Source organism: Shewanella kaireitica (genome assembly GCF_023284045.1).
In the GTDB taxonomy this organism is placed as follows: domain Bacteria; phylum Pseudomonadota; class Gammaproteobacteria; order Enterobacterales; family Shewanellaceae; genus Shewanella; species Shewanella kaireitica.
Window position 1 is genome coordinate 1 of record NZ_JAKIKQ010000002.1, and the last position, 21920, is coordinate 21920.

18 protein-coding genes and 2 tRNA genes are annotated in these 21920 nt (G+C 44.6%); 1 reads left to right on the top strand and 19 read right to left on the bottom strand.

What is annotated here, in order from left to right; all coding sequences use genetic code 11:
• Positions 1–274: 274 nt before the first annotated feature.
• The 14 genes from rpsO to rlmE form a co-directional block, all read right to left on the bottom strand.
• On the bottom strand, positions 275–544 hold the full coding sequence (rpsO, locus tag L2730_RS02570) for a 30S ribosomal protein S15 (RefSeq protein ID WP_020911393.1): 270 nt from the start codon (positions 542–544) through the stop codon (positions 275–277).
• A gap of 125 nt (positions 545–669) precedes the next feature.
• A complete protein-coding gene (gene truB, locus L2730_RS02575; protein WP_248973178.1) occupies positions 670–1620 on the bottom strand; it encodes a tRNA pseudouridine(55) synthase TruB in 951 nt (316 codons plus the stop codon).
• Positions 1620–2048, bottom strand: a complete 429-nt coding sequence (rbfA, locus tag L2730_RS02580; RefSeq protein ID WP_248973179.1) for a 30S ribosome-binding factor RbfA — start codon at positions 2046–2048, stop codon at positions 1620–1622. Before rbfA ends, truB begins: the two co-directional genes overlap by 1 nt.
• Before the next feature lie 67 nt (positions 2049–2115).
• Entirely contained in the window at positions 2116–4818 is a 2703-nt protein-coding gene (gene infB, locus L2730_RS02585) for a translation initiation factor IF-2 (RefSeq protein ID WP_248973180.1), read from the bottom strand.
• Between the two features lie 26 nt (positions 4819–4844).
• On the bottom strand, positions 4845–6344 hold the full coding sequence (gene nusA / locus L2730_RS02590; RefSeq protein ID WP_020911389.1) for a transcription termination factor NusA: 1500 nt from the start codon (positions 6342–6344) through the stop codon (positions 4845–4847).
• Between the two features lie 27 nt (positions 6345–6371).
• The gene (rimP, locus tag L2730_RS02595) at positions 6372–6827 is read right to left on the bottom strand and encodes a ribosome maturation factor RimP (RefSeq protein ID WP_248973181.1); all 456 of its coding nucleotides are present in this window, start codon (positions 6825–6827) and stop codon (positions 6372–6374) included.
• Positions 6828–6986: 159 nt separating this feature from the next.
• Positions 6987–7063: transfer RNA gene (locus tag L2730_RS02600), tRNA-Met, on the bottom strand.
• 105 nt (positions 7064–7168) lie between these two features.
• A tRNA-Leu gene (locus L2730_RS02605) sits at positions 7169–7255 on the bottom strand.
• 110 nt (positions 7256–7365) lie between these two features.
• A complete protein-coding gene (gene secG / locus L2730_RS02610) occupies positions 7366–7701 on the bottom strand; it encodes a preprotein translocase subunit SecG (RefSeq protein WP_020911387.1) in 336 nt (111 codons plus the stop codon).
• A gap of 2 nt (positions 7702–7703) precedes the next feature.
• Entirely contained in the window at positions 7704–8486 is a 783-nt protein-coding gene (gene tpiA, locus L2730_RS02615) for a triose-phosphate isomerase (RefSeq protein ID WP_020911386.1), read from the bottom strand.
• Between the two features lie 185 nt (positions 8487–8671).
• Complete coding sequence (glmM, locus tag L2730_RS02620; protein WP_248973182.1) at positions 8672–10009, bottom strand: phosphoglucosamine mutase; 1338 nt, start codon at positions 10007–10009, stop codon at positions 8672–8674.
• Between the two features lie 82 nt (positions 10010–10091).
• Positions 10092–10880, bottom strand: a complete 789-nt coding sequence (gene folP, locus L2730_RS02625) for a dihydropteroate synthase (RefSeq protein ID WP_248973578.1) — start codon at positions 10878–10880, stop codon at positions 10092–10094.
• A 112-nt stretch (positions 10881–10992) separates the two neighbouring features.
• A complete protein-coding gene (ftsH, locus tag L2730_RS02630; protein WP_248973183.1) occupies positions 10993–12936 on the bottom strand; it encodes an ATP-dependent zinc metalloprotease FtsH in 1944 nt (647 codons plus the stop codon).
• A gap of 70 nt (positions 12937–13006) precedes the next feature.
• Positions 13007–13636 carry a 23S rRNA (uridine(2552)-2'-O)-methyltransferase RlmE gene (gene rlmE, locus L2730_RS02635; RefSeq protein ID WP_020911382.1) on the bottom strand — a complete coding sequence of 210 codons (630 nt, stop codon included), beginning with the start codon at positions 13634–13636 and terminating at the stop codon, positions 13007–13009.
• 91 nt (positions 13637–13727) lie between these two features.
• On the opposite strand from rlmE, the gene yhbY reads away from it, so the two are divergent.
• Positions 13728–14027, top strand: coding sequence for a ribosome assembly RNA-binding protein YhbY (yhbY, locus tag L2730_RS02640; protein WP_020911381.1), 300 nt, complete (start codon positions 13728–13730; stop codon positions 14025–14027).
• 102 nt (positions 14028–14129) lie between these two features.
• Here the strand turns inward: yhbY and secF are convergent, their stop codons facing one another.
• The 5 genes from secF to carB all read right to left on the bottom strand — a co-directional run bounded on the left by secF (position 14130) and on the right by carB (position 21906).
• Positions 14130–15038 (bottom strand): protein translocase subunit SecF, encoded by a 909-nt coding sequence (secF, locus tag L2730_RS02645; protein WP_248973184.1) that lies wholly within the window; start codon positions 15036–15038, stop codon positions 14130–14132.
• 1 nt (position 15039) lies between these two features.
• Positions 15040–16854 (bottom strand): protein translocase subunit SecD, encoded by a 1815-nt coding sequence (secD, locus tag L2730_RS02650; RefSeq protein WP_248973185.1) that lies wholly within the window; start codon positions 16852–16854, stop codon positions 15040–15042.
• 307 nt (positions 16855–17161) lie between these two features.
• Positions 17162–17734, bottom strand: a complete 573-nt coding sequence (locus L2730_RS02655; protein WP_248973186.1) for a hypothetical protein — start codon at positions 17732–17734, stop codon at positions 17162–17164.
• Positions 17735–17883: 149 nt separating this feature from the next.
• A complete protein-coding gene (greA, locus tag L2730_RS02660; protein WP_044555689.1) occupies positions 17884–18360 on the bottom strand; it encodes a transcription elongation factor GreA in 477 nt (158 codons plus the stop codon).
• Between the two features lie 324 nt (positions 18361–18684).
• Positions 18685–21906 (bottom strand): carbamoyl-phosphate synthase large subunit, encoded by a 3222-nt coding sequence (gene carB, locus L2730_RS02665; RefSeq protein WP_248973187.1) that lies wholly within the window; start codon positions 21904–21906, stop codon positions 18685–18687.
• Positions 21907–21920 lie beyond the last annotated feature (14 nt).

Below are 21920 nucleotides of genomic sequence, written 5' to 3' on the forward strand. Positions count from 1 at the left end.
TTCTGCTTTGCATTGGCTTAAAAGGGAATAACCATTTCTTTACCAATGCGCTTTGAATTGAAAAGGCTGAGGGGCTCTGAACTGGTCAAATACTTAATGCAATTGGTATAACCATTTCTTTACCAATGCGCTTTGAATTGAAAAGACAGAGGGGGTCTGAACTGCTCAAATACTTAATGCAATTGGTATAATACAGACAAGACTTCTAAATTACAGGCACAAAAAAAGGAGGCTAAGCCTCCTTTTAATAGGTCGAACGTTATCTAATTAAAGATTAACGACGTAGACCTAACTTCTTGATAAGCTCTTGGTAACGAACATTTTCAGTACGCTTAAGGTATGCAAGAAGTTTACGACGTGTGCTAACCATACGTAGTAGACCACGACGTGAATGGTGATCATGGATGTGCTCTTTGAAGTGACCTTGTAGGTGGTTGATCTGCGCAGTTAGCAGAGCAACTTGAACTTCAGAAGAACCAGTATCATTTTCACAACGACCAAATTCAGCTAGGATTTTAGCTTTAGCTTCAACACTTAGTGACATTTCTATCTCCAAAATAATAATTAAAAATCTTTAGCCGATCACTAACTCAGCCAAAGTGAGCGCGCTATTTTACCCATTAAGCAAGGTAGTAGCAACTAGATTAAGCCACCATAAGCAAATAATTGCTAAACAATCGGCTCATCTCTTACAACAATCAGACGTTTTGGTGCCAGCAGACCATCATCATTCATCTGACCAATACCGACAAACTTGCGTTCAACACCTAAAGTGATACGCACAAGCTCATCAACGGGCAAATTTGCAACCTGAACAGGGTTACCATTCATTAAGAACGGCGCAATATCATCAGAGACGTTAATCTCTTTGAAATCACTCACCGCGGTGTCCATAGGTAAAAGAAGTGGATCTAATACCTCAGCTAGGGTTAATGATTCAGCCTCAACCTTAGCGACTAGCGTTTCTAGTTGAGCTAGAGAGACCATATTGTCGTATGGGTAACCCGCAACTTGAGTACGTCGCAGCATTATCACATGCGCGCCACAGCCGAGCATCTCACCCAAATCATCAGTTATGGTTCGGATATAGGTCCCTTTAGAGCAATGAATATCTAAGGTTAACTCGTCACCTTCTAGGCTAATAAAGTTAAGCTCAAATACATTGATAGGACGCGCTTCACGCGGTACTTCAATGCCTTCACGCGCATATTTATACAAGGGCTGACCTTGATATTTAAGCGCAGAATACATCGACGGCACTTGCATCGTTTTACCGCGAAAATGCTCAAGTGCTGTATCAAGCTGCTCTTGAGTAAAGTTAATTTCACGAGTCTGAACAACTTCACCGTCGGAATCGCTAGTGTCAGTGCGCTGACCAAGCTTAGCGGTGACTAGGTAACGCTTATCAGCATCGAGAAGGTGCTGCGAAAACTTGGTGGCTTCACCTAAGCATATAGGCAACATGCCAGTGGCTAGGGGATCAAGCGCACCAGTATGACCCGCTTTGTTTGCATTAAAAAAGCGTTTCACTCTTTGCAATGCAAAGTTCGAGCTCATACCTGTGTCTTTATCAAGCAACAACACACCATCTATATGACGACCACGAGAACGACGAGCCATTACTTATCGTCCTCAGCCTTGTCGCTGTCTTGCTTAACGTTTTCTGCTGTACCGTGCTCTTGCTGCTTAGCCTCATCATCACTGATCACTCGACTAACAAGGTTCGACATACGCATACCTTCAACCAATGAGCTGTCATAGATAAAACGCAGTTCTGGCATCACGCGTAATTTCATACGGCCTGCTACCAGTGAACGGATATAGCCTGCTGCGGCATCTAATGCTTCAACTTTCTCTTGAACAAGCTTTTCATCTTCTTCAAAGAAAGTAACAAACACCTTTGCATAGCTTAAATCACGTGAAACATCAACGTCATTGACAGTTACAAAGCCAATGCGAGGGTCTTTCATATCACGCTGAAGAACGACAGCTAACTCTTGTTGCAGTTGCTGTGCAATACGGCGTGTACGACTAAATTCTTTTGCCATAATATATTTGCCATTTACTTTAAAAAATAAAGGCGGCTTACGCCGCCCTTATAATTAATAAGATAGATTACAAGGTACGTGCAATCTCAACGGTCTCGAAGACTTCAATCTGATCGCCAACTCTGACGTCATTATAGTTCTTCACACCGATACCACATTCCATTCCGTTACGGACGTCACTAACGTCATCTTTGAAGCGGCGTAGAGATTCTAGCTCACCTTCATAAATAACAACGTTTTCACGTAGAACACGGATTGGAGCGCTACGCTTAATAGTACCTTCAGTAACCATACAACCAGCGATTGCGCCAATCTTAGGAGACTTAAATACATCACGAACTTCAGCAAGACCAATAATTTCTTGTCTGAATTCTGGCGCTAGCATGCCACCCATCGCATCACGAACTTCATCAATCAACTGATAGATGATGCTGTAGTAACGAAGGTCAACGCTTTCGCTGTCGACAACTTTACGCGCTTGTGCATCGGCACGGACGTTAAAGCCAACCATAATAGCGTTAGATGCTGCAGCTAATGTTGCGTCTGTCTCAGTCAGTCCACCTACACCGCGAGCGATGATGTTAACTTTAACTTCATCAGTAGATAGCTTGTTAAGCGAATCAGCGATTGCTTCAAGCGAACCTTGTACGTCAGCTTTAAGTACCAAGTTAAGCTCTTGAACTTCACCTTCAACCATATTGGCGAACATGTTTTCAAGCTTAGACTTCTGCTGGCGAGCCAGCTTAACGTCACGGAACTTACCTTGACGGTAAAGTGCGACTTCACGCGCTTTACGCTCATCACGTACAACAGTAGCTTCATCACCAGCTGATGGCACGCCAGAAAGACCTAAAATCTCTACTGGAATAGATGGACCAGCTTCAGTAATTGCTTTACCGTTTTCATCCTTCATCGCACGGACTTTACCGTACTCAAGACCACAAAGAACGATATCGCCCTGCTTCAAGGTACCTTCTTGTACAAGCACTGTTGCAACTGGACCACGGCCTTTATCAAGCTTAGATTCAACAACAACACCAGCAGCCATACCTTCACGAACCGCTTTAAGCTCTAATACTTCAGACTCTAGAAGGATACCTTCTAGTAATTCATCAATACCTTCGCCGCTCTTAGCTGAAACGTGAACAAACATGTTCTCTCCGCCCCAGTCTTCTGACATTACGCCATGTTGAGACAGCTCAGACTTAACACGCTCAGGATCTGCTTCCGGCTTATCAATCTTGTTCACAGCAACAATCAGTGGTACGCCACCGGCTTTAGCATGCTGGATCGCTTCGATTGTTTGTGGCATAACGCCATCGTCTGCAGCAACAACAAGAATTACAATATCCGTTGCCTTGGCACCACGAGCACGCATTGCGGTAAACGCAGCGTGACCAGGAGTATCAAGGAAGGTGATCATGCCGTTACCCGTTTCAACGTGGTAAGCACCAATATGCTGAGTAATACCACCCGCTTCGCCAGAAGCAACTTTTGCACGGCGAATGTAATCAAGTAGCGATGTTTTACCATGGTCAACGTGGCCCATGATAGTTACTACAGGAGCACGTGGTTCAACTTTAACGTCACCGTTACGGTCAGCAAGAACTTGATGCTCAAGCTCGTTTTCACGAGTTAGAATCACTTTGTGACCCATCTCTTCAGCAACTAACTGTGCAGTCTCTTGGTCTAGGACTTGGTTAATAGTAACCATAGAGCCCATCTTCATCATCTGCTTGATAATTTCAGTTGCTTTAACTGACATCTTAGAAGCAAGTTCAGAAACTGAAACCGTTTCACCAATGCTAACTTCTGCTTTAACAACAACGGCAGACTTATTAAATGCTTGGTCCATAGACTCAGGAGCAACGCTACGTGCATTACGCGAGTTACGTGAGTTGCGGTTATCACGACGGTTATCTTTACCGCGCTTACCTTTACCGCCAGGACGACCTGAACCCGCATTTGCATTTGGGTTAGCATTGTTGCCAGCATTTGCAGAAGGTTTACGAGGACGACGTCCACGTTTTTCAGCGTTAGCATCAGCAGTATCTTCAGCAGCACGAGCTTCTGTTGAAGTCGTTACATGGTGATCACCGGTCTTCTCAGCTTCTTTACGGGCTTTTTCTTCATCAGCCCAACGTTTAGCATTTTCTTCAGCTAGGCGACGTGCTTCTTCAGTCGCTGCGGCTGCTTCAGCATCAGCTTTGGCTTTAGCAACTTCATCTTTAGCAGCTTGAAGCTTATCAGCTTCATCTTTAGCGGCTTTTTCATCTGCAGTTTGTGCAGGAGCTGCTTCTTGCTTCTCTGACTTAGCTTTTGCTGCTTTTTCAGCTTTCGCTTTAGCTTCTGCATCAGCTTTTTGCTTTGCTTCAGCATCGGCTTTAGCCTTCGCTTCTGCTTCAGCTTTAGCCGCTGCAGCTTTCGATTCTTCTTCAGCTTTCGCCGCAGCCGCTAATTCAGCTTCTGCTGCTTCGTCGCGTTTAACAAAAGTACGCTTCTTGCGAACTTCTACTTTAACGTCTTTTGATTGACCGCCACTTCCTGCAACGCTCAATGTAGACACCGACTTACGCTGTAATGTCATCTTTTGTGGTGCAGCATCGCCACCGTGTTGCTTCTTAAGAAAATCAAGCAACTGCTGTTTTTCAGATTCAGAAACCGTATCGTTTGCCGATTTCTTGATACCAGCCTGAGAAAATTGCTCGACCAGTCGATCAGCGCTTTTCCCAACTTCTTTGGCTAGTTTGTCTACTGTAGTATCTGCCATTATTAAATTCCCCTCTGTTGATCGACTTATGCTTCTTCGCCAAACCAACAGATATTACGGGCAGCCATAATGAGCTCACCTGCTTTTTCTTCTGTTAATTCTTCAATTTCGATCAAATCATCAATGCCTTGTTCGGCTAAATCTTCTAGCGTGATTACGCCTTTGCTTGCCATTACGAATGCCAAGTGTCTATCCAAACCTTCTAAAGCTAGTAGGTCTTCACTTGGTTCAGCACCATCAAGTGCCTCTTCAGTCGCAAGTGCGCGAGTCGAGATCGCTGCTTTTGCACGTTCTCTTAAAGACTCAACGATATCTTCGTCAAATCCTTCAATTTCTAGTAGTTCTGAGCTTGGTACGTAAGCAATCTCTTCTAAAGAGGTAAAGCCTTCGTCAGCCAAAACTTGAGCAAACTCGCTATCTACGTCTAATGACTCGATGAACAAGTTAACCACTTTAGCGCTTTCTGCTTGATGCTTAGCTTTCATATCATCAACAGTCATTACGTTAAGTTCCCAACCAGATAGTTGAGTTGCTAAACGAATGTTTTGACCATTACGACCAATTGCTTGCGCTAAGCTATCAGCTTCAACAGCGATATCCATTGAGTGGTTGTCTTCATCTACAATGATTGAAGCAACATCAGCTGGCGCCATACAGTTGATAACGTATTGTGCTGGATTATCATCCCAAAGCACGATATCAACACGCTCACCGCCAAGCTCGTTTGAAACGGCTTGAACACGTGCACCACGCATACCAACACACGCACCGATAGGATCGATACGACGGTCGTTAGACTTAACTGCAATCTTTGCGCGAGAACCAGGGTCGCGAGCAGCGCCCATGATTTCGATCATTTCGTCTTGAATTTCTGGCACTTCAACGCGGAAAAGCTCAATGAGCATCTCTGATTTAGTGCGAGTCAAGAATAGCTGTGCACCGCGCGCTTCTGGACGTACTGAGTAAAGCAATGCTCTAACACGGTCACCAGGGCGGAAAGACTCACGTGAGATAAGGTCTTCTTTGAACAGAACGCCATCAGCATTACTACCCAAATCGACAACCACGCTTTCACGGTTACTTTTCTTAACGACACCAACGATTAGTTCGCCTTCGCGATCACGGAATTGGTCAACAATCTGTGCGCGTTCAGCTTCACGTACTTTCTGTACGATGACTTGTTTCGCAGTTTGCGTCGTAATACGGTCAAATGCCACTGAATCGATTTCATCTTCGATAAAGCCACCAAGCTCAATCTCTGGATCATCGTATACGGCTGCTTCAAGCGTAATTTCGCGGAAAGGGTTCTCTAACGGCTCGCCAGTGTCCTCAACAACCATCCAACGACGGAATGTTTCGTAACCACCAGTTTTGCGATCAATGGCAACACGTACTTCAATGTCACCTTCATATTTTTTCTTGGTTGCTGTGGCTAGTGCAATTTCCAGCGCTTCAAAAATCTTTTCGCGAGGTACACCTTTTTCATTTGAAACCGCCTCAGCGACTAGCAGGATCTCTTTATTCATTCTCTTGCCTCGTTCACCTTGAATTCATCAAAACTTAGCGATTAAATTGCCTTTGCGGATATTATCCAAAGCAATTATCAGTTCGTTGCCGTCTACCGACAGAGTAAGCATTTGCCCCTCAACGCCGATAACGGTTCCTTTTAAATTACGACTACCTGCAACAGGCATCGTCACTTGTACTTTTACAGTCTCACCGATGTAAAGTTGATACTGTTCAGCAGTGAACAGAGGTCTATCTACACCAGGTGAAGAAACTTCGAGTGTGTACTCTGTTGAGATTGGGTCTTCAACATCCATAACAGCACTAACCTGACGACTGGTCTCTGCACAGTCCTCAATAAAAATGCCTTTTTCGTTGTCTATATATAGACGCAAGATAGAGTGCTTACCTGCTTGAATATATTCCAAACCCCAAAGCTCGTGGCCTAATGCTTCAACTGGTGCTTTGAGCATCTCTACCAGTTTGCGTTCTAATGTAGCCAAGGTTACCCCCAGAAAAACAAAAAAGGGCCTAATAGCCCCAGTAAAAAGTCATTTTCATGACAGTTTTGTAAGTCCCAGATAACAAAAAACCCCGTAATGACGAGGTTGATATATCCAGAACCTGTAACAGTATAGGATCTAAATCCTTTACTGGGAAGCTGGTTGCGGGGACCGGATTTGAACCGATGACCTTCGGGTTATGAGCCCGACGAGCTACCAAACTGCTCCACCCCGCGACAACTTGTGCAAGTATATTGAGAATCGCCTCTACTTGCAATAATAAAGGGCTCAACTAGCCACTTTATTACCTTTGACTTGGTCATTAAACAAAATCAAAGATTTGGTGCGGATGGGGGGACTTGAACCCCCACGAGCTTTCGCTCACCAGCCCCTCAAGCTGGCGTGTCTACCAATTCCACCACATCCGCATAATTTCTACGTTGATTGTTGTTAATCATAACTATGTTTAGAGGTTAATAGTTATTACAACAATCTCTATTAATCTATCTGATTAATAGTATCCATAAGTTACTATGGATTAGTCAGGGATTTTATCTTCTGACTTTTCAGCGCCCTGCTGAACTTGCTCTACAGCTTGTGCTGCATCGCTACCTAAATCGTTCCATGCATCTTCAGATTGAGTGTGATTTGCACTTAAGTTACCAATAGTAAGACTTAAAGCAAAAAACGCTATTGCCAAAATTGCAGTTGAACGAGTCAAGAAGTTACCAGAACCTGATGAACCGAACAGAGTACCAGATGCTCCGGCGCCAAAAGAGGCTCCCATATCTGCACCTTTACCTTGCTGGATTAGGATCATGCCTACAAGACCAATCGCTACCAACAAGTAAACAACCATTAGAACTTCATACATATTTATGCGCTCATCGCTATCGTACATAGACTGAGAAATTCAGTAGCATTGAGGCTAACACCGCCAATCAAGCCACCGTCTACATCAGGCTGAGCAAATAAATCTGCTGCGTTACTCGGTGTTACGCTACCACCGTACAAAATCCTGATATTTTCTCCGATAAATGGAGATACTTCAGAGAGGCGTTTGCGAATAAACGCATGAACTTCCTGTGCCTGCTCTGGCGTAGCGCTCTTACCTGTTCCTACAGCCCATAATGGCTCGTAGGCGATAATTGCGTTGTCAAAAGCCATGGTGCCATTTTTTTCAATGACCACATCTAACTCTTCAGCAATAACTTCAAAAGTACGTCTTGCTTCACGAGCTGGACCCGACTCACCAACACATAATATTGGTGTCAAACCATGTTTTTGAGCTGCAGCAAATTTCTCTGCTACTATGTCACTCGTCTCTCCGTACATACGGCGACGTTCTGAATGGCCGATAATAACATATCGACATCCTGAATCTTTTAACATCTGCCCAGATATTTCACCAGTATAAGCACCGAAGTCATGTTGACTGACATTCTGTGTACCCATTCTGACAAGACAACCGTTTAAGGCCTCTTTATTTTCATCTAGCAGCTGTCGAACACTTTCCAAATAAATAGAAGGCGGACACAAAACTACTTCCGCTGAATCATTTTGGAGCTTGGTAGCGAATTTTTTGAATAGCTCTTGCGCAAGTTGCGCACTGCCATTCATTTTCCAATTACCAGCGACCATGGGACGTCTTAGTGCCATCACTGTCTCCTCTGAAAGCGGCGTGAATAATAGCGAACCACTTGTTAACTTACAATACCTAAAGGCGTAATTTTTAATAAACTCGGTTAGAACGCATACTTTTTACGCGACCAAGGCGATATATGCTTGAGATGCTTGTTTTTACAGCATCATAAACAGCAAGAAATTCTAACCAAGCAGCAAGTCTACACTAGATTACGGACCGCATCTGCTATGTCGTTTGCAAATTGCGTCACGTCAGTTCGGTCGTCGCCCTCTACCATCACTCGAAGTAAAGGCTCGGTACCAGATTTACGCAGCAGTACACGCCCTCTAGCACCAAGTTTCTGTTCAACCTCAGCTTTTGCTGTAAGTACTACCTCTGACGACAACGGGTCATCAGCGCCTTCAAAACGAACATTGACCAACACCTGAGGCAACATGGTAATGCCTGCTGTGAGTTCCTCAAGGCTAGCGCTTTGACGACACATTGCTGCTAGTACCAATATACCCGCCACAATTCCATCACCAGTGGTACCATGATCAAGGTTTAGGATGTGGCCGGAGTTTTCGCCGCCAATCTTCCAATCATGCTCTTTTAATAATTCCATCACATAACGGTCGCCCACTTTAGAGCGTACAAACGGAATATCAAGCGCCTGCAATGCTAAGTCTAAACCTAGGTTAGACATCAATGTTCCAACGACTCCGCCTTGCAATACGCCACGCTTCTGAGCGTCACAAGCCAAAATGTAAAGAATTTCGTCGCCATCAATTACCCGGCCATGACGGTTCACCATCATGATCCGATCGCCATCACCATCAAGTGCAATGCCTAAATCGGCATTTTCTTCTAGCACGGTTTCACAAATTTTGGCCATCGAAGTTGCACCAACTTTGTCGTTGATGTTCAAGCCATTAGGTTTATCACCTATTGCGATCACTTCAGCGCCAAGCTCTTTAAATACGCTAGGTGCGATGTGGTATGTTGCGCCATGGGCACAATCAACTACAATCTTTAAGCCACTTAACGTCTGCTCTGCAGGGAAGTGACTTTTACAATATTCAATATAACGGCCAGCAGCATCATCGATACGACCCACTTTGCCCAATAAGTGAGATTCCACGCAAGTTAATGGCTTCTCTAATTCAGCTTCGATTTCAAGCTCTACCGCATCTTCTAACTTACTACCATCGGTATAAAAGAATTTAATGCCGTTGTCGTAATAAGGGTTATGGGAAGCACTGATCACAATGCCTGCCTCCGCGCGGAATGTTCGAGTCAAATATGCAACAGCTGGTGTTGGCATTGGGCCAATTAGCATGACATCTAGACCCGCAGCAGATAAGCCTGCCTCTAGCGCTGATTCAAATAAATAACCAGAAATACGAGTATCTTTACCAATTATAACTTTATGGGTACCCGCTCGTGATAATACACGTCCGGCCGCCCAACCCAGTTTGAGCGCAAGCTCAGGTGTCATCTTGCCTGCACCGACCTTGCCACGAATACCGTCGGTACCAAAAAATTGTCTTTGCTTCACGAAAACTCCAAACTAATAGCTGTGGGTAGAAACGAATGCACATATTCTACCAAATCATACTTCATTTAAACTGAACAAGAGTCTAGCTTAAATCCTTGTAATTTTTAGTTGCGTTGAGCACAGCCATCATATCGGCTGTTTCCTGTACATCATGTACACGCACTATATTGGCTCCCGCCTGCAGGGCTAACATATTAGCAGCAAGAGACGCACTTAATCTTTGTGATACATCACGATTAAGTAACTGACCAAACATACTTTTTCGAGACATTCCCGCTAACAATGGTAGCCCGAAAACATCAAATTCAGCAAAGCGCTGTAATATTTCATAATTATGCGCTAATGATTTACCAAATCCAAATCCTGGATCAAGCACAATATTGTCACGCTTAATACCTGCTTGAACACATTGGTCGATACGTTGCTTAAAGAATGCCGCTATATCTTCGACAACGTCTGCATAGATTGGGTTTTGCTGCATCGTACGAGGTTGCCCTTGCATATGCATAAGGCATACGGGGACATTGAGCTCACTGGCCGCTGTTAACGCACCAGGCTCTTGTAAAGCTCTAACATCATTAATGAGGTGTGCACCTGCCGCGACAGCCGCTCTCATGACTCTAGGCTTACTGGTGTCTATTGATATCCATACATCGTGCTGTTTTGCAACATACTCAATCAACGGGATTACTCGTGCAAGTTCGTCCTCCTCACAGACGTCCTTAGCACCTGGCCTTGTTGACTCACCACCGATATCAATAAACTTCGCCCCATGCTCAACCATGGAATCTGCTTGGCGGCAGGCTCTTTCAAATGAAGAGTATGCGCCACCATCAGAAAAAGAGTCAGGGGTAACGTTAAGGATCCCCATAATAACCGCTGTAGATAAATCTAATGATTTGTCACCACAAGTTAATATCGACAAAATAAAGCTCCATAAACAAGAAAGCCCCATAATGGGGCTTTCTCAAATTAACTAAAGATTACTTAGCAGGTGATTCGTCTGCATCAGTTACGTCAGTTTTTTTCTCTTCAGTATCGTCAGTTTTCTCTTTCTTCTCAGAAGAGGCACCGTTGCTGTCGTTATCATCAGACTGCTGGTCTTTTTCCCACTCAGCAGGCATACGCACTTCGCGTCGTTCCATTAAGTCATCAATCTGATTTGAATCAATGGTTTCATACTTCATCAGTGCATCTTTCATGGCATGAAGAATATCCATGTTTTCAGTCAGATACTTTTGAGCTCTGTCGTAGTTAGAGTCGATCAACATCTTAACTTCAGCATCAATAATTCGAGCAGTGTCATCTGACATATGCTGTGATTTACCCATGCTACGACCTAAGAAGACTTCGTTCTCATCTTCAGCGTAAAGTACTGGACCTAACTTCTCAGAAAAGCCCCACTGAGTCACCATGTTACGCGCGATAGATGTCGCATACTTAATATCTTGCGACGCACCAGTCGATACTTTTTCAGTACCATAGATAATCTCTTCAGCTAGACGACCACCATAAGCAACTGAGATCTGGCTTTCAAGTTTACGTCTACTTTGACTAATCGCATCCGCTTCAGGAAGGAAGAAAGTAACACCCAATGCGCGACCGCGTGGAATAATAGTCACCTTATGCACAGGGTCGTGCTCAGGAACTAAGCAACCAACGATAGCGTGACCCGCTTCGTGGTACGCGGTCATCTCTTTCTCTTCTTCAGACATCACCATAGTGCGGCGCTCAGCACCCATCATGATTTTGTCTTTTGCGCTTTCAAACTCTTCCATGCCAACAACACGGCGACTGTTACGAGCAGCAAACAACGCCGCTTCATTAACAAGGTTAGCCAAATCAGCACCAGAGAAACCAGGGGTACCACGGGCAATAACACTTGCCTTAACACCGTCAGCTAAAGGTACTTTACGCATATGCACTTTAAGAATTTGCTCACGACCACGAACATCTGGCAAACCAACAACAACCTGACGGTCGAAACGACCTGGACGTAATAATGCAGCATCAAGTACGTCGGGACGGTTAGTCGCTGCGATGACAATCACACCTTCGTTACCTTCAAAGCCATCCATTTCAACCAGCATTTGGTTCAATGTCTGTTCACGCTCATCATGACCGCCACCCACACCTGCGCCACGCTGGCGACCAACGGCATCGATTTCATCAATGAAGATAATACAAGGAGCAGACTTTTTAGCTTGTTCGAACATATCACGTACGCGAGACGCACCAACACCAACAAACATTTCAACAAAGTCTGAACCTGAAATAGTAAAGAAAGGCACTTTAGCTTCACCAGCAATGGCTTTAGCAATTAGCGTCTTACCTGTACCAGGAGGGCCTACGAGCAAAACACCAGTAGGAATTCGGCCACCCAACTTTTGGAAACGTGTTGGCTCTTTCAGGTAATCAACCAGCTCTTTAACGTCTTCTTTGGCTTCGTCACAACCAGCAACGTCAGCAAAAGTCGTTTTAATCTGGTCTTCGCTCATCAACTTGGCTTTACTCTTACCAAATGACATCGCGCCTTTACCACCACCGCCTTGCATTTGACGCATGAAGAATATCCACACACCAATAAGGAGTAGCATTGGGAACCAAGAGATAAAGATTTGGGTCAAGAAACCCGACTCTTCCGCTTCTTGGCCTTTCATCATGATGCCTTTACGGTCAAGATCATTGATTAGATCTAGATCCGGCATCGGCATAATGGTGACAAACTTCTCACCGGTACGCTTAGTCCCTTCAATGGTACGTTGATCGCTTTTCACTTCAACAGTACTAACCTGCCCAGCTTTTACGTCATCCAAAAAGGTAGAATAATCCATCTTCTGCTTATTTGAAGAAGAGGGGGAATAGCCCTGAAAAACTGACATCAATACAACAGCGATGACAACCCAGAGAATTAAATTTTTAGCCATGTCACTCAAATTACTCGACCTCTTTTTAAAGTCTTTCGAAAACTAATGTTAGAGTACTTACGATAGATTACTATAACTTGTACCCAGTCGCCACAAGATAGACTTCACGCGATCGTGGTCGCGAAGAATCTGGCTTACGTGTTTTAACCGTTTTAAATGCTTCTTTTACTGCTTTCATGTATTCGTCAAAGCCCTCCCCCTGAAAGACCTTAACAGCAAAACAGCCATTAGGTGCCAAAACTTGATGACACATGTCTAATGCAAGTTCTACCAAATACATAGCGCGAGGTTGGTCTACCCCGCCTGTCCCACTCATGTTAGGTGCCATATCAGATAACACAACATCCACTTTCGCATCACCAACTCGAGTCAGCAGCGCATCAAGTACTTTTTCCTCGCGAAAGTCTCCTTGCAAAAAATCTACGCCTACAATGGGATCCATAGGCAAAATGTCACATGCGATAACTTTTCCTTTGTCTCCAGCAAGTTTAACGGCCACTTGTGACCAACCGCCGGGTGCGGCGCCTAAATCAACAACCGTCATCCCCGGACGAATAAGTTTATCTTTCTCTTGGATCTCTTCAATCTTAAAGGCCGCTCTTGACCTAAAACCGCGTTTTTGCGCGAGTTTGACATAGTGATCATCGAAATGTTCTTGCATCCAGCGAGATGAACTAGCTGTTCGTTTTTTACCTGACATTTAAAATCCGCAACAATTGAGAGTTACACAAAGCATATATAAGGGTAGAATAGCGGCTTTTCAACAGTAACTCAGCATAAAGTTGGTATAAATGAACTTAACAACCAAACAAAAACAGCACTTAAAGGGCTTAGCGCACAGTTTGAAGCCCGTAGTGATGCTTGGTGGCAACGGCCTGACTGAAGGTGTACTGGCTGAAATTGATAGTGCACTCTCTCATCATGAATTGATTAAAGTGAAAATAGCCTCTGGTGACAGAGAGCTTAAAAATGCAATCGTCGACGCCATCGTACGTGAAACTCAAGCTGTTCAAGTACAGCTTATTGGTCACGTTTTAGTACTGTTCCGTCAGTCTGAAGAAATGAAAATTGCTGTGCCTAAGGCAAAGTAATTAGCAAAAAGCCTCTTTTATCCACGAAAGAAGCTCTAGCGAGATAGATAAAAAGAGCCGCTGATTATTCAGCGGCTCTTTTTTATTTACGCCTTAATAAAACTATGGCGTATCGCTTATTGGTTTCACCTCATAGTGCTCAGCTTTTACTTTCAATAACTCAGGCAAACAGGTTCCCACGGAAATAGACGAGACTGTTCCAATCAAAATGCCTAAGAACATAGCAATGGAGAAGCCCTGTAAAGGTATACCTCCCATAAACCATAATGCAGCGACAGTAATCAGAGTTGTGCCACTTGTCACCATGGTTCGAGAAAATGTTGCTTTTACCGCACTGCTACAGATTTCATCAATTGCCATTTTAGGTTTCGCTATCAAAACCTCTCTAATTCTATCAGCTATCACTATCGAGTCATTGAGTGAGTACCCTAAAATGGCCAGCACTGCCGCCAAAATAGTTAAGTTAAACTCCATTTGTGTCAAAGAGAAAACAGCCAATACAAATACAACATCATGAAACAGGGCTAATAGTGCACCACTGGCCAATCGCCATTCAAAGCGAAAACTGAGATATACCAATATACACAGCATAGCCACTAGCAAAGCTAAACCGCCCTGCTCTGCTAGCTCTTGGCCAATTTGCGGCCCAACAATGCTTGAGTTAAGCACTTCGACATTATCAGTTAGTGGAGCAAAAACACTAGCAATATTACTGCTAGTCTCCGCATCTACTTGGCTGTACCTGAGTACCCAACGTCCAGGTTCACCGGCTGAAATAACACTTACCTCCTGCTCTGAGTGCGCAGCCAACAGCTGGCTAATCTGCGATGCTTGGATATTTGCATCAACTTTAACTTCGGTGACCACTCCTCCAGTGAAGTCTAAGCCCCAATTAAAACCGTGGCTAAAGATAATACCGATAGATGAGATCATAATGATCAAGGACAGTACACTTGAAAGGTAACGGGCTTTGCTTAGTTTGCTTAGTTTGCTTAAGTTAGATAATTTCATATTACACCTTCACATCACGTCTAAAGTCACGTCCATATACCCAGTTAACTAATGCTCTAGAAGCAAAAATACCGGTAAACATACTGGTTAGCAGGCCAAGCCCTAGCGTCAAGGCAAAGCCTTGAATCGGGCCGTTACCAATCGAATACAACACAACTGCGGTTATCATAGTAGTAATATTCGCGTCAATAATGGTTGAAAATGCGCTATCAAAACCTCGGTCAATCGCGTGTGCAAAGCTCCTTCCCTCACGTAGTTTGTCCTTAATCCTTTCAAAGATGAGCACATTTGTATCAACCGCCATGCCCACTGTTAGTACCAGGCCAGCGATTCCAGGCAGGGTTAAAACCGCTCCAGGGATTAATGCCAGCAGGCCAAATAACAACACCATATTTGATAACAGTGCCACATTGGCAATCCAACCTAAACGGCGATACCAAAGCCCCATAAACAGCAATGTAAATGCCATGCCTAACGCCAAAGCAGCAAAACCATTGGTGATGTTTTCTTCACCTAAACTTGGCCCTATGGTGCGCTCCTCTACAATTGTCACCGGTGCAGTCATTGAGCCGGCTCTTAATAAAAGTGCTAGTTGCTGTGCGCTCGCATAATCGCCAGCCCCAGTGATACTAAAACGGTCTCCTAATTGTGAGCGAATTGTGGCCACGCTTATCACTTCGGTAGTCTGGCTAATTTTACCTTGCTCATCTCGGCTATATTCGCTGTAGGATGTCGCCATTGGTTTACCGATATTGGCGCGAGAGAAATCAGACATCTTTCTGCCGCCATCACGATCGAGGTGAATCACCACTTCTGGCAAGCCCATTTCACCTAATTGAGCCCTAGCATCAACAATATGCTCACCGCCTAGTACTGCGCGCCTTGCAACCGATACTGGTTGTCCTTTCTCATCGTTTAGTGTTTTTGAGTTAACTGAGTTTGACTGCATCACCTGATAAAAAGCTAAACTGGCTGTAGCACCAATCACCGACTTGGCCTCGGCAGGATCTTGTACGCCCGGCAGTTCAATTCTGATCCGATGCTCTCCTTGACGCTGAACCACAGCTTCGGTGATCCCCAACTGTTCAATGCGGCTGCGCATAATCTGCAGGTTCTGTTTCACAGTGAGATCTTGAATATTGTTTTTTTCAGCGGCTGAGAGCACAACACTCAGCGAGTTCGCCCCATTATTACTCAATTGCCAGTTTGGGTATTTTTGACTGATGAATGTTCGCAAAACTTGTCGATGGCCTGAGTCCGAAGTTGTAATTTGCACTCTATCGCCAACTTGCTGCTGTACAGTGACACCAGTAAGAGACTCATCTCTTACAAATTGGCGAACAGACTCAACAAAAGTGTTGTAGTGCAGCTTATAAACAGGTTCTATTTCAACATCCAATAAGAACTGTACGCCGCCACGAAGATCTAAGCCTAACTTTATCGGTGAAAACCCTAAGGACAGCATCCAATTAGGGGCTGAAGGCGCTAACATAAGCGTCAATTCAGATGGATCTTGTACCCGCTCTGCAAGTAACGACTTCAGCTGTGCTTGCTGAGAGTTATCTCCCAGCACAATTAATGTTTGTCCGTCTGACTGATCAATCCTTTTAACATTCATACCGGACGAGAGTAATTGTTGCTGCAGCGCCAATGGCGCTAACTTAAGACCGGCATCCTTACTGACTTGGATAGCAGAATCTTCGCCATAAAATGTTGGCAGTGCACTAAAAAACATAATGGTGATAGTGACCACTAACACCACATATTTCCATGCGCTGTAATGGTTTAAAATTTTTGCTTTATTTTGTTTACTCATACTGTTTTGCTCTTTGTATTCACTTAAAACGCGAAAACGAACTGCAGCACTCACTCAGAATCTTTTTAAGAGATTGAATTCAATTAAGAGATGCGGCAGTAACAACTATCAAGAGCAACACTTCGCCTCTAATAACTCAGTCGAGTCATCTATAAAGGCTGTAAAGCGTCACGACAGATTCAAAGGCACTTTATTCAAAGCATTAGCTTTAAAGTAAAAGTACGAGCCAATGTCTGAAACAAGGGTTTCTGACAATAGAGATGAACTGCTCTTGATAGAGAAGCCTGAAACGGCTATCGGTTGCTAGTTAAGCGGAACGAGTATGGGATAAACGGTACAAAAGATTCGATTCTTTCCATGCGGAAAGCCTGAAAGAAGAACCGCCGACATGTAATTGCCAATCGACAGCAGGGGGGGAGTCCATGCGGTACCCAACAGTTAAAGACGGCACTAATGGAGAAATAAACTCAAATGCGACTTGATAATCAGGTCGACTGTGCAGTCGCTCATGTTGCGCAAAACTCATGAAACGCTGAGATACCAGCGGCGCATATTCCGAGTGTAGTGGGAATGTATGCTCTAGATGACTACCTTGTAAACCAGCTTGTGTGCGCTCTTTTACGGTCGTTTTTTCAGAAGGGTCCAACAAAGTCAGACTCAAGGAGTCGTTAATAACCCAGTCCTGAACAGAAGTTTGCGACGGTTCAACAAAGGTAGTTGCGGCAAAAAAATTACCAGCGTTGGCTTGGTTTGAAGATTGGGTTGAAGATTGCGATTTATGCTGGTTTAGGTTTGCTACAGACGCACTTGCTGACATAGGTGACAATAAAAATCCCCCAATGAGCAACAATATGATCCCAACCATTCCAAACAATCGCACAAAAACACCTACCACTAAATTAATTCAAGCTTATATAAACACACTAGCGCGACTTCTCCAAGTTTTGATGACTAACTTGTGAGCCCGATTACAATCAAAAATATAAAGCCGCTAAGTTAGCGGCTTTATCTCAACAGAAAACGCTTTACTTAGATATACTCTACTTTAGTGATTTCGAAATCACTGGTACCACCTGGCGTGGTTATAGATATTTCGTCATCGACGCTTTTGCCGACTAAACCGCGTGCAATTGGCGAGCTAACAGAAAGCAAGTTCTCTTTCACATTAGCTTCATCTTCGCCTACGATACGGTAAGTCACTTCTTCATCAGTATCGATGTTTAAAATCGTCACTGTAGTGCCGAAAATAACCCGGCCAGTATTTGGCATTGTCGTCACATCGATAATTTGAGCATGTGATAACTTACCTTCAATATCGCGAACTCGAGCTTCACATAGACCCTGCTCTTCTCGCGCAGCGTGGTATTCAGCGTTCTCTTTCAAATCGCCAAGTTCACGAGCTTCACCAATTGCCTCTGCAATTGCTGGGCGACGTTCAAACTTCAAAATATCTAATTCTTTACGAAGCTGTTCAGCGCCGATAATCGTCATTGGAACCTTGCTCATAATCTTCTTTCGTCTCCTTTAAAACAAAAGCAGCCCTCGCTGACGAGGAAAATGTCAACGGGGTTAAAAATCTATTGGAATAGCGTCATTGTAAACGCTAAGGGCGAAACATGCACCCTATGGAATGTATAGAGCTTACTCAACCTTGGCGACAGTTACTAGCTAAGTAAGATAAATTTTCATTAATCGAGAGCCGCGGCAGATATTCCTAGCCGCGAAGTAAAAGCTAAATTCAGCTTATTGTTTCATTCTGTTGCGCCGGACATTGCACACCCATTAAAAAAGGCCGCAATATGCGGCCTTTTTCCAAAGTAGCACCAAGCGCTATTTAGCAATACGCTTATGAAGCTCTTGTACTGAACTTACATTTGAACGGTCATCAGCAGCATGCGCCATGCATGTTGCAAAAGCAGCGTTCAATGTCGTGGTGTAGTTCACTTTGTAACGCAGTGCACCGCGACGAAGTTGACGTGAGTCTTCAATCGCCTTGCGACCTTCAGTGGTGTTCACTATGTAGGTGTACTCATCATTCTTAATACGGTCAAGAATATGAGGACGACCTTCGTGTACCTTGTTAACCAGACGAGGGTTAATACCCGCTTCACCTAAGATAACGGCAGTCCCGTGCGTCGCATCGATTTCGTAACCAAGTTCAATCAACTTAGCCGCTAAATCAGCCACACGTGCTTTATCACTGTTACGCACTGATAAAAGCGCACGGCCAGACTTAGGCACTTCTGATGTAGCACCTAGCTGCGCTTTAGCATAAGCCTCAGCAAACGTGTCACCTACACCCATCACTTCACCGGTTGAGCGCATTTCAGGGCCAAGCAGTGGATCAACACCAGGGAACTTGTTAAACGGCAATACCACTTCTTTAACAGAGTAGAATGGCGGAATAACTTCCTCGGTGAAGTTCTGTGATTTCAGGCTTTGACCAGCCATCACTCGTGCAGCAATCTTAGCTAGTGGCACACCTGTTGCTTTCGATACAAATGGCACAGTACGGGCTGCTCGAGGGTTAACTTCAATCATGTAGATCTCGTTATCCTTCACGGCAAACTGCACGTTCATTAGACCAATAACGCCTAACTCCATTGCAAGCTTGCCCACTTGCTCACGCATGCGGTCTTGAATATCTTGGCTTAAGCTATATGGCGGTAGTGAACAACCAGAGTCACCAGAGTGAACCCCCGCTTGCTCGATATGCTCCATGATAGAACCTATCACCACGGTTTCACCGTCACATACTGCATCGATATCAATTTCGATAGCATTATCAAGGAAACGATCAAGCAGTACAGGAGAGGCATTCGATACACTTACCGCTTCATTAAAGTAGCGACGTAAGTCTTGCTCGTCATAGACGATTTCCATTGCGCGGCCACCTAATACATAAGATGGGCGAACAACTAGCGGATAACCGATACGCTCAGCAGAGATAACCGCACCTTCAACCGTTGTCACGGTATCGTTTTCAGGCTGCTTCATGCCTAAGCGCTCAATCGCTTGCTGGAAACGCTCACGATCTTCTGCGCGGTCAATTGCATCAGGGCTAGTACCAATAATTGGCACACCTGCCGCCTCTAAATCACGTGCAAGCTTAAGTGGTGTTTGACCACCGTACTGAACGATAACGCCTTTTGGCTTCTCGATACGGACAATTTCAAGCACATCTTCAAAGGTGATTGACTCAAAGTACAGACGGTCTGAAGTATCATAATCGGTTGAAACCGTTTCAGGGTTACAGTTAACCATGATGGTCTCGTAACCGTCTTCACGTAGCGCTAATGCCGCGTGAACACAACAGTAATCGAACTCAATACCTTGGCCAATTCTGTTTGGCCCGCCGCCCAACACCATGATTTTTTCACGGTTTGATGGGTTCGCTTCACACTCTTCTTCATAAGTAGAGTACATGTAAGCAGTATCAGTTGAGAACTCAGCCGCACAAGTATCTACGCGCTTGTATACTGGGTGAATTTCGAAACGGGTACGTAATTTACGTACCTCAGACTCACTTACACCAGCCAATGTTGCTAAACGTGAATCTGCAAAACCTTTACGCTTAAGTTTACGTAATACGTCCGCATTCAAACCAGCAAGACCGGCTTCAGCCACTTGTGCTTCGCTCTTCAGCAAGTCTTCAAGCTGCACAAGGAACCAAGGGTCGATATTGGTCAGCGCAAAAATATCATCCACCGACAAACCGCTACGGAATGCATCTGCGATATACCAAATACGCTCAGCGCCAGGCTCTTTTAGCTCATGGCGAATACGTGACATAGCATCGGTTTCGGTGATATCGATTTCAGGGCAAAGACCCTTCTTACCAACTTCAAGACCGCGCAGTGCTTTTTGCAGTGACTCTTGGAAAGTACGACCAATCGCCATCACTTCGCCCACAGATTTCATCTGTGTGGTTAGACGGTCATTTGAACCGGCAAACTTTTCAAAGTTAAAACGAGGTATTTTGGTAACAACGTAATCAATTGCAGGTTCAAACGATGCAGGCGTTGCGCCACCCGTAATATCGTTGCTTAGCTCATCAAGGGTGAAGCCAACCGCTAGCTTGGCAGCAATCTTAGCGATTGGGAAGCCAGTTGCTTTAGAGGCTAACGCAGATGAACGCGATACACGCGGGTTCATCTCGATGATAACCATACGGCCATCTTTCGGGTTGATACCAAATTGTACGTTTGAACCACCGGTTTCAACACCGATTTCGCGCAGTACTGCAAGTGATGCGTTACGCATCAGTTGGTACTCTTTATCCGTCAATGTTTGTGCAGGAGCCACGGTGATAGAGTCACCCGTGTGCACGCCCATTGGATCGAAGTTTTCAATTGCACAAACGATAATACAGTTATCGTTGCGGTCACGAACCACTTCCATCTCGTACTCTTTCCAACCAATCAAAGATTCGTCGATAAGCAGTTCGCTGGTAGGCGAAAGTTCAAGACCTTGAGAACAGATATCCTCAAACTCTTCTTTGTTGTATGCGATACCGCCACCGCTGCCGCCCATAGTAAATGATGGGCGAATAATACATGGGTAACCAACTTCTGCTAAAACAGCACGTGCTTCATCCATGTTATGGGCGATACCAGCACGAGGACACTCAAGGCCAATTGACTTCATTGCTTTGTCAAAACGGCTACGGTCTTCGGCTTTATCAATTGCATCGGCAGTAGCGCCAATCATATCGACATTAAACTCTTTTAGTACGCCGCGGCTTTCAAGTTCTAACGCACAGTTAAGTGCAGTCTGGCCACCCATTGTAGGTAAGATCGCATCAGGGCGCTCTTTAGCAATAATGTTGCGCACAACTTCCCAGTGAATAGGCTCGATATAGGTTGCATCGGCCATCTCTGGATCAGTCATAATGGTTGCTGGGTTAGAGTTAACAAGAATAACTCGGTAACCCTCTTCGCGTAGGGCTTTACAGGCTTGAGCGCCTGAGTAGTCAAACTCACAGGCTTGACCAATAACAATTGGTCCAGCACCTAGGATAAGAATACTCTTTATATCGGTACGTTTTGGCATTGCTTAAATCTTCT

Coding starts and splice junctions, on each gene's coding strand:
- rpsO (WP_020911393.1), bottom strand. CDS start 544: ATGTCACTAAGTGTTGAAGCTAAAGCTAAAATCCTAGCTGAATTTGGT.
- truB (WP_248973178.1), bottom strand. CDS start 1,620: ATGGCTCGTCGTTCTCGTGGTCGTCATATAGATGGTGTGTTGTTGCTT.
- rbfA (WP_248973179.1), bottom strand. CDS start 2,048: ATGGCAAAAGAATTTAGTCGTACACGCCGTATTGCACAGCAACTGCAA.
- infB (WP_248973180.1), bottom strand. CDS start 4,818: ATGGCAGATACTACAGTAGACAAACTAGCCAAAGAAGTTGGGAAAAGC.
- nusA (WP_020911389.1), bottom strand. CDS start 6,344: ATGAATAAAGAGATCCTGCTAGTCGCTGAGGCGGTTTCAAATGAAAAA.
- secG (WP_020911387.1), bottom strand. CDS start 7,701: ATGTATGAAGTTCTAATGGTTGTTTACTTGTTGGTAGCGATTGGTCTT.
- tpiA (WP_020911386.1), bottom strand. CDS start 8,486: ATGGCACTAAGACGTCCCATGGTCGCTGGTAATTGGAAAATGAATGGC.
- folP (WP_248973578.1), bottom strand. CDS start 10,880: ATGGGGATCCTTAACGTTACCCCTGACTCTTTTTCTGATGGTGGCGCA.
- ftsH (WP_248973183.1), bottom strand. CDS start 12,936: ATGGCTAAAAATTTAATTCTCTGGGTTGTCATCGCTGTTGTATTGATG.
- rlmE (WP_020911382.1), bottom strand. CDS start 13,636: ATGTCAGGTAAAAAACGAACAGCTAGTTCATCTCGCTGGATGCAAGAA.
- yhbY (WP_020911381.1), top strand. CDS start 13,728: ATGAACTTAACAACCAAACAAAAACAGCACTTAAAGGGCTTAGCGCAC.
- secF (WP_248973184.1), bottom strand. CDS start 15,038: ATGAAATTATCTAACTTAAGCAAACTAAGCAAACTAAGCAAAGCCCGT.
- secD (WP_248973185.1), bottom strand. CDS start 16,854: ATGAGTAAACAAAATAAAGCAAAAATTTTAAACCATTACAGCGCATGG.
- greA (WP_044555689.1), bottom strand. CDS start 18,360: ATGAGCAAGGTTCCAATGACGATTATCGGCGCTGAACAGCTTCGTAAA.
- carB (WP_248973187.1), bottom strand. CDS start 21,906: ATGCCAAAACGTACCGATATAAAGAGTATTCTTATCCTAGGTGCTGGA.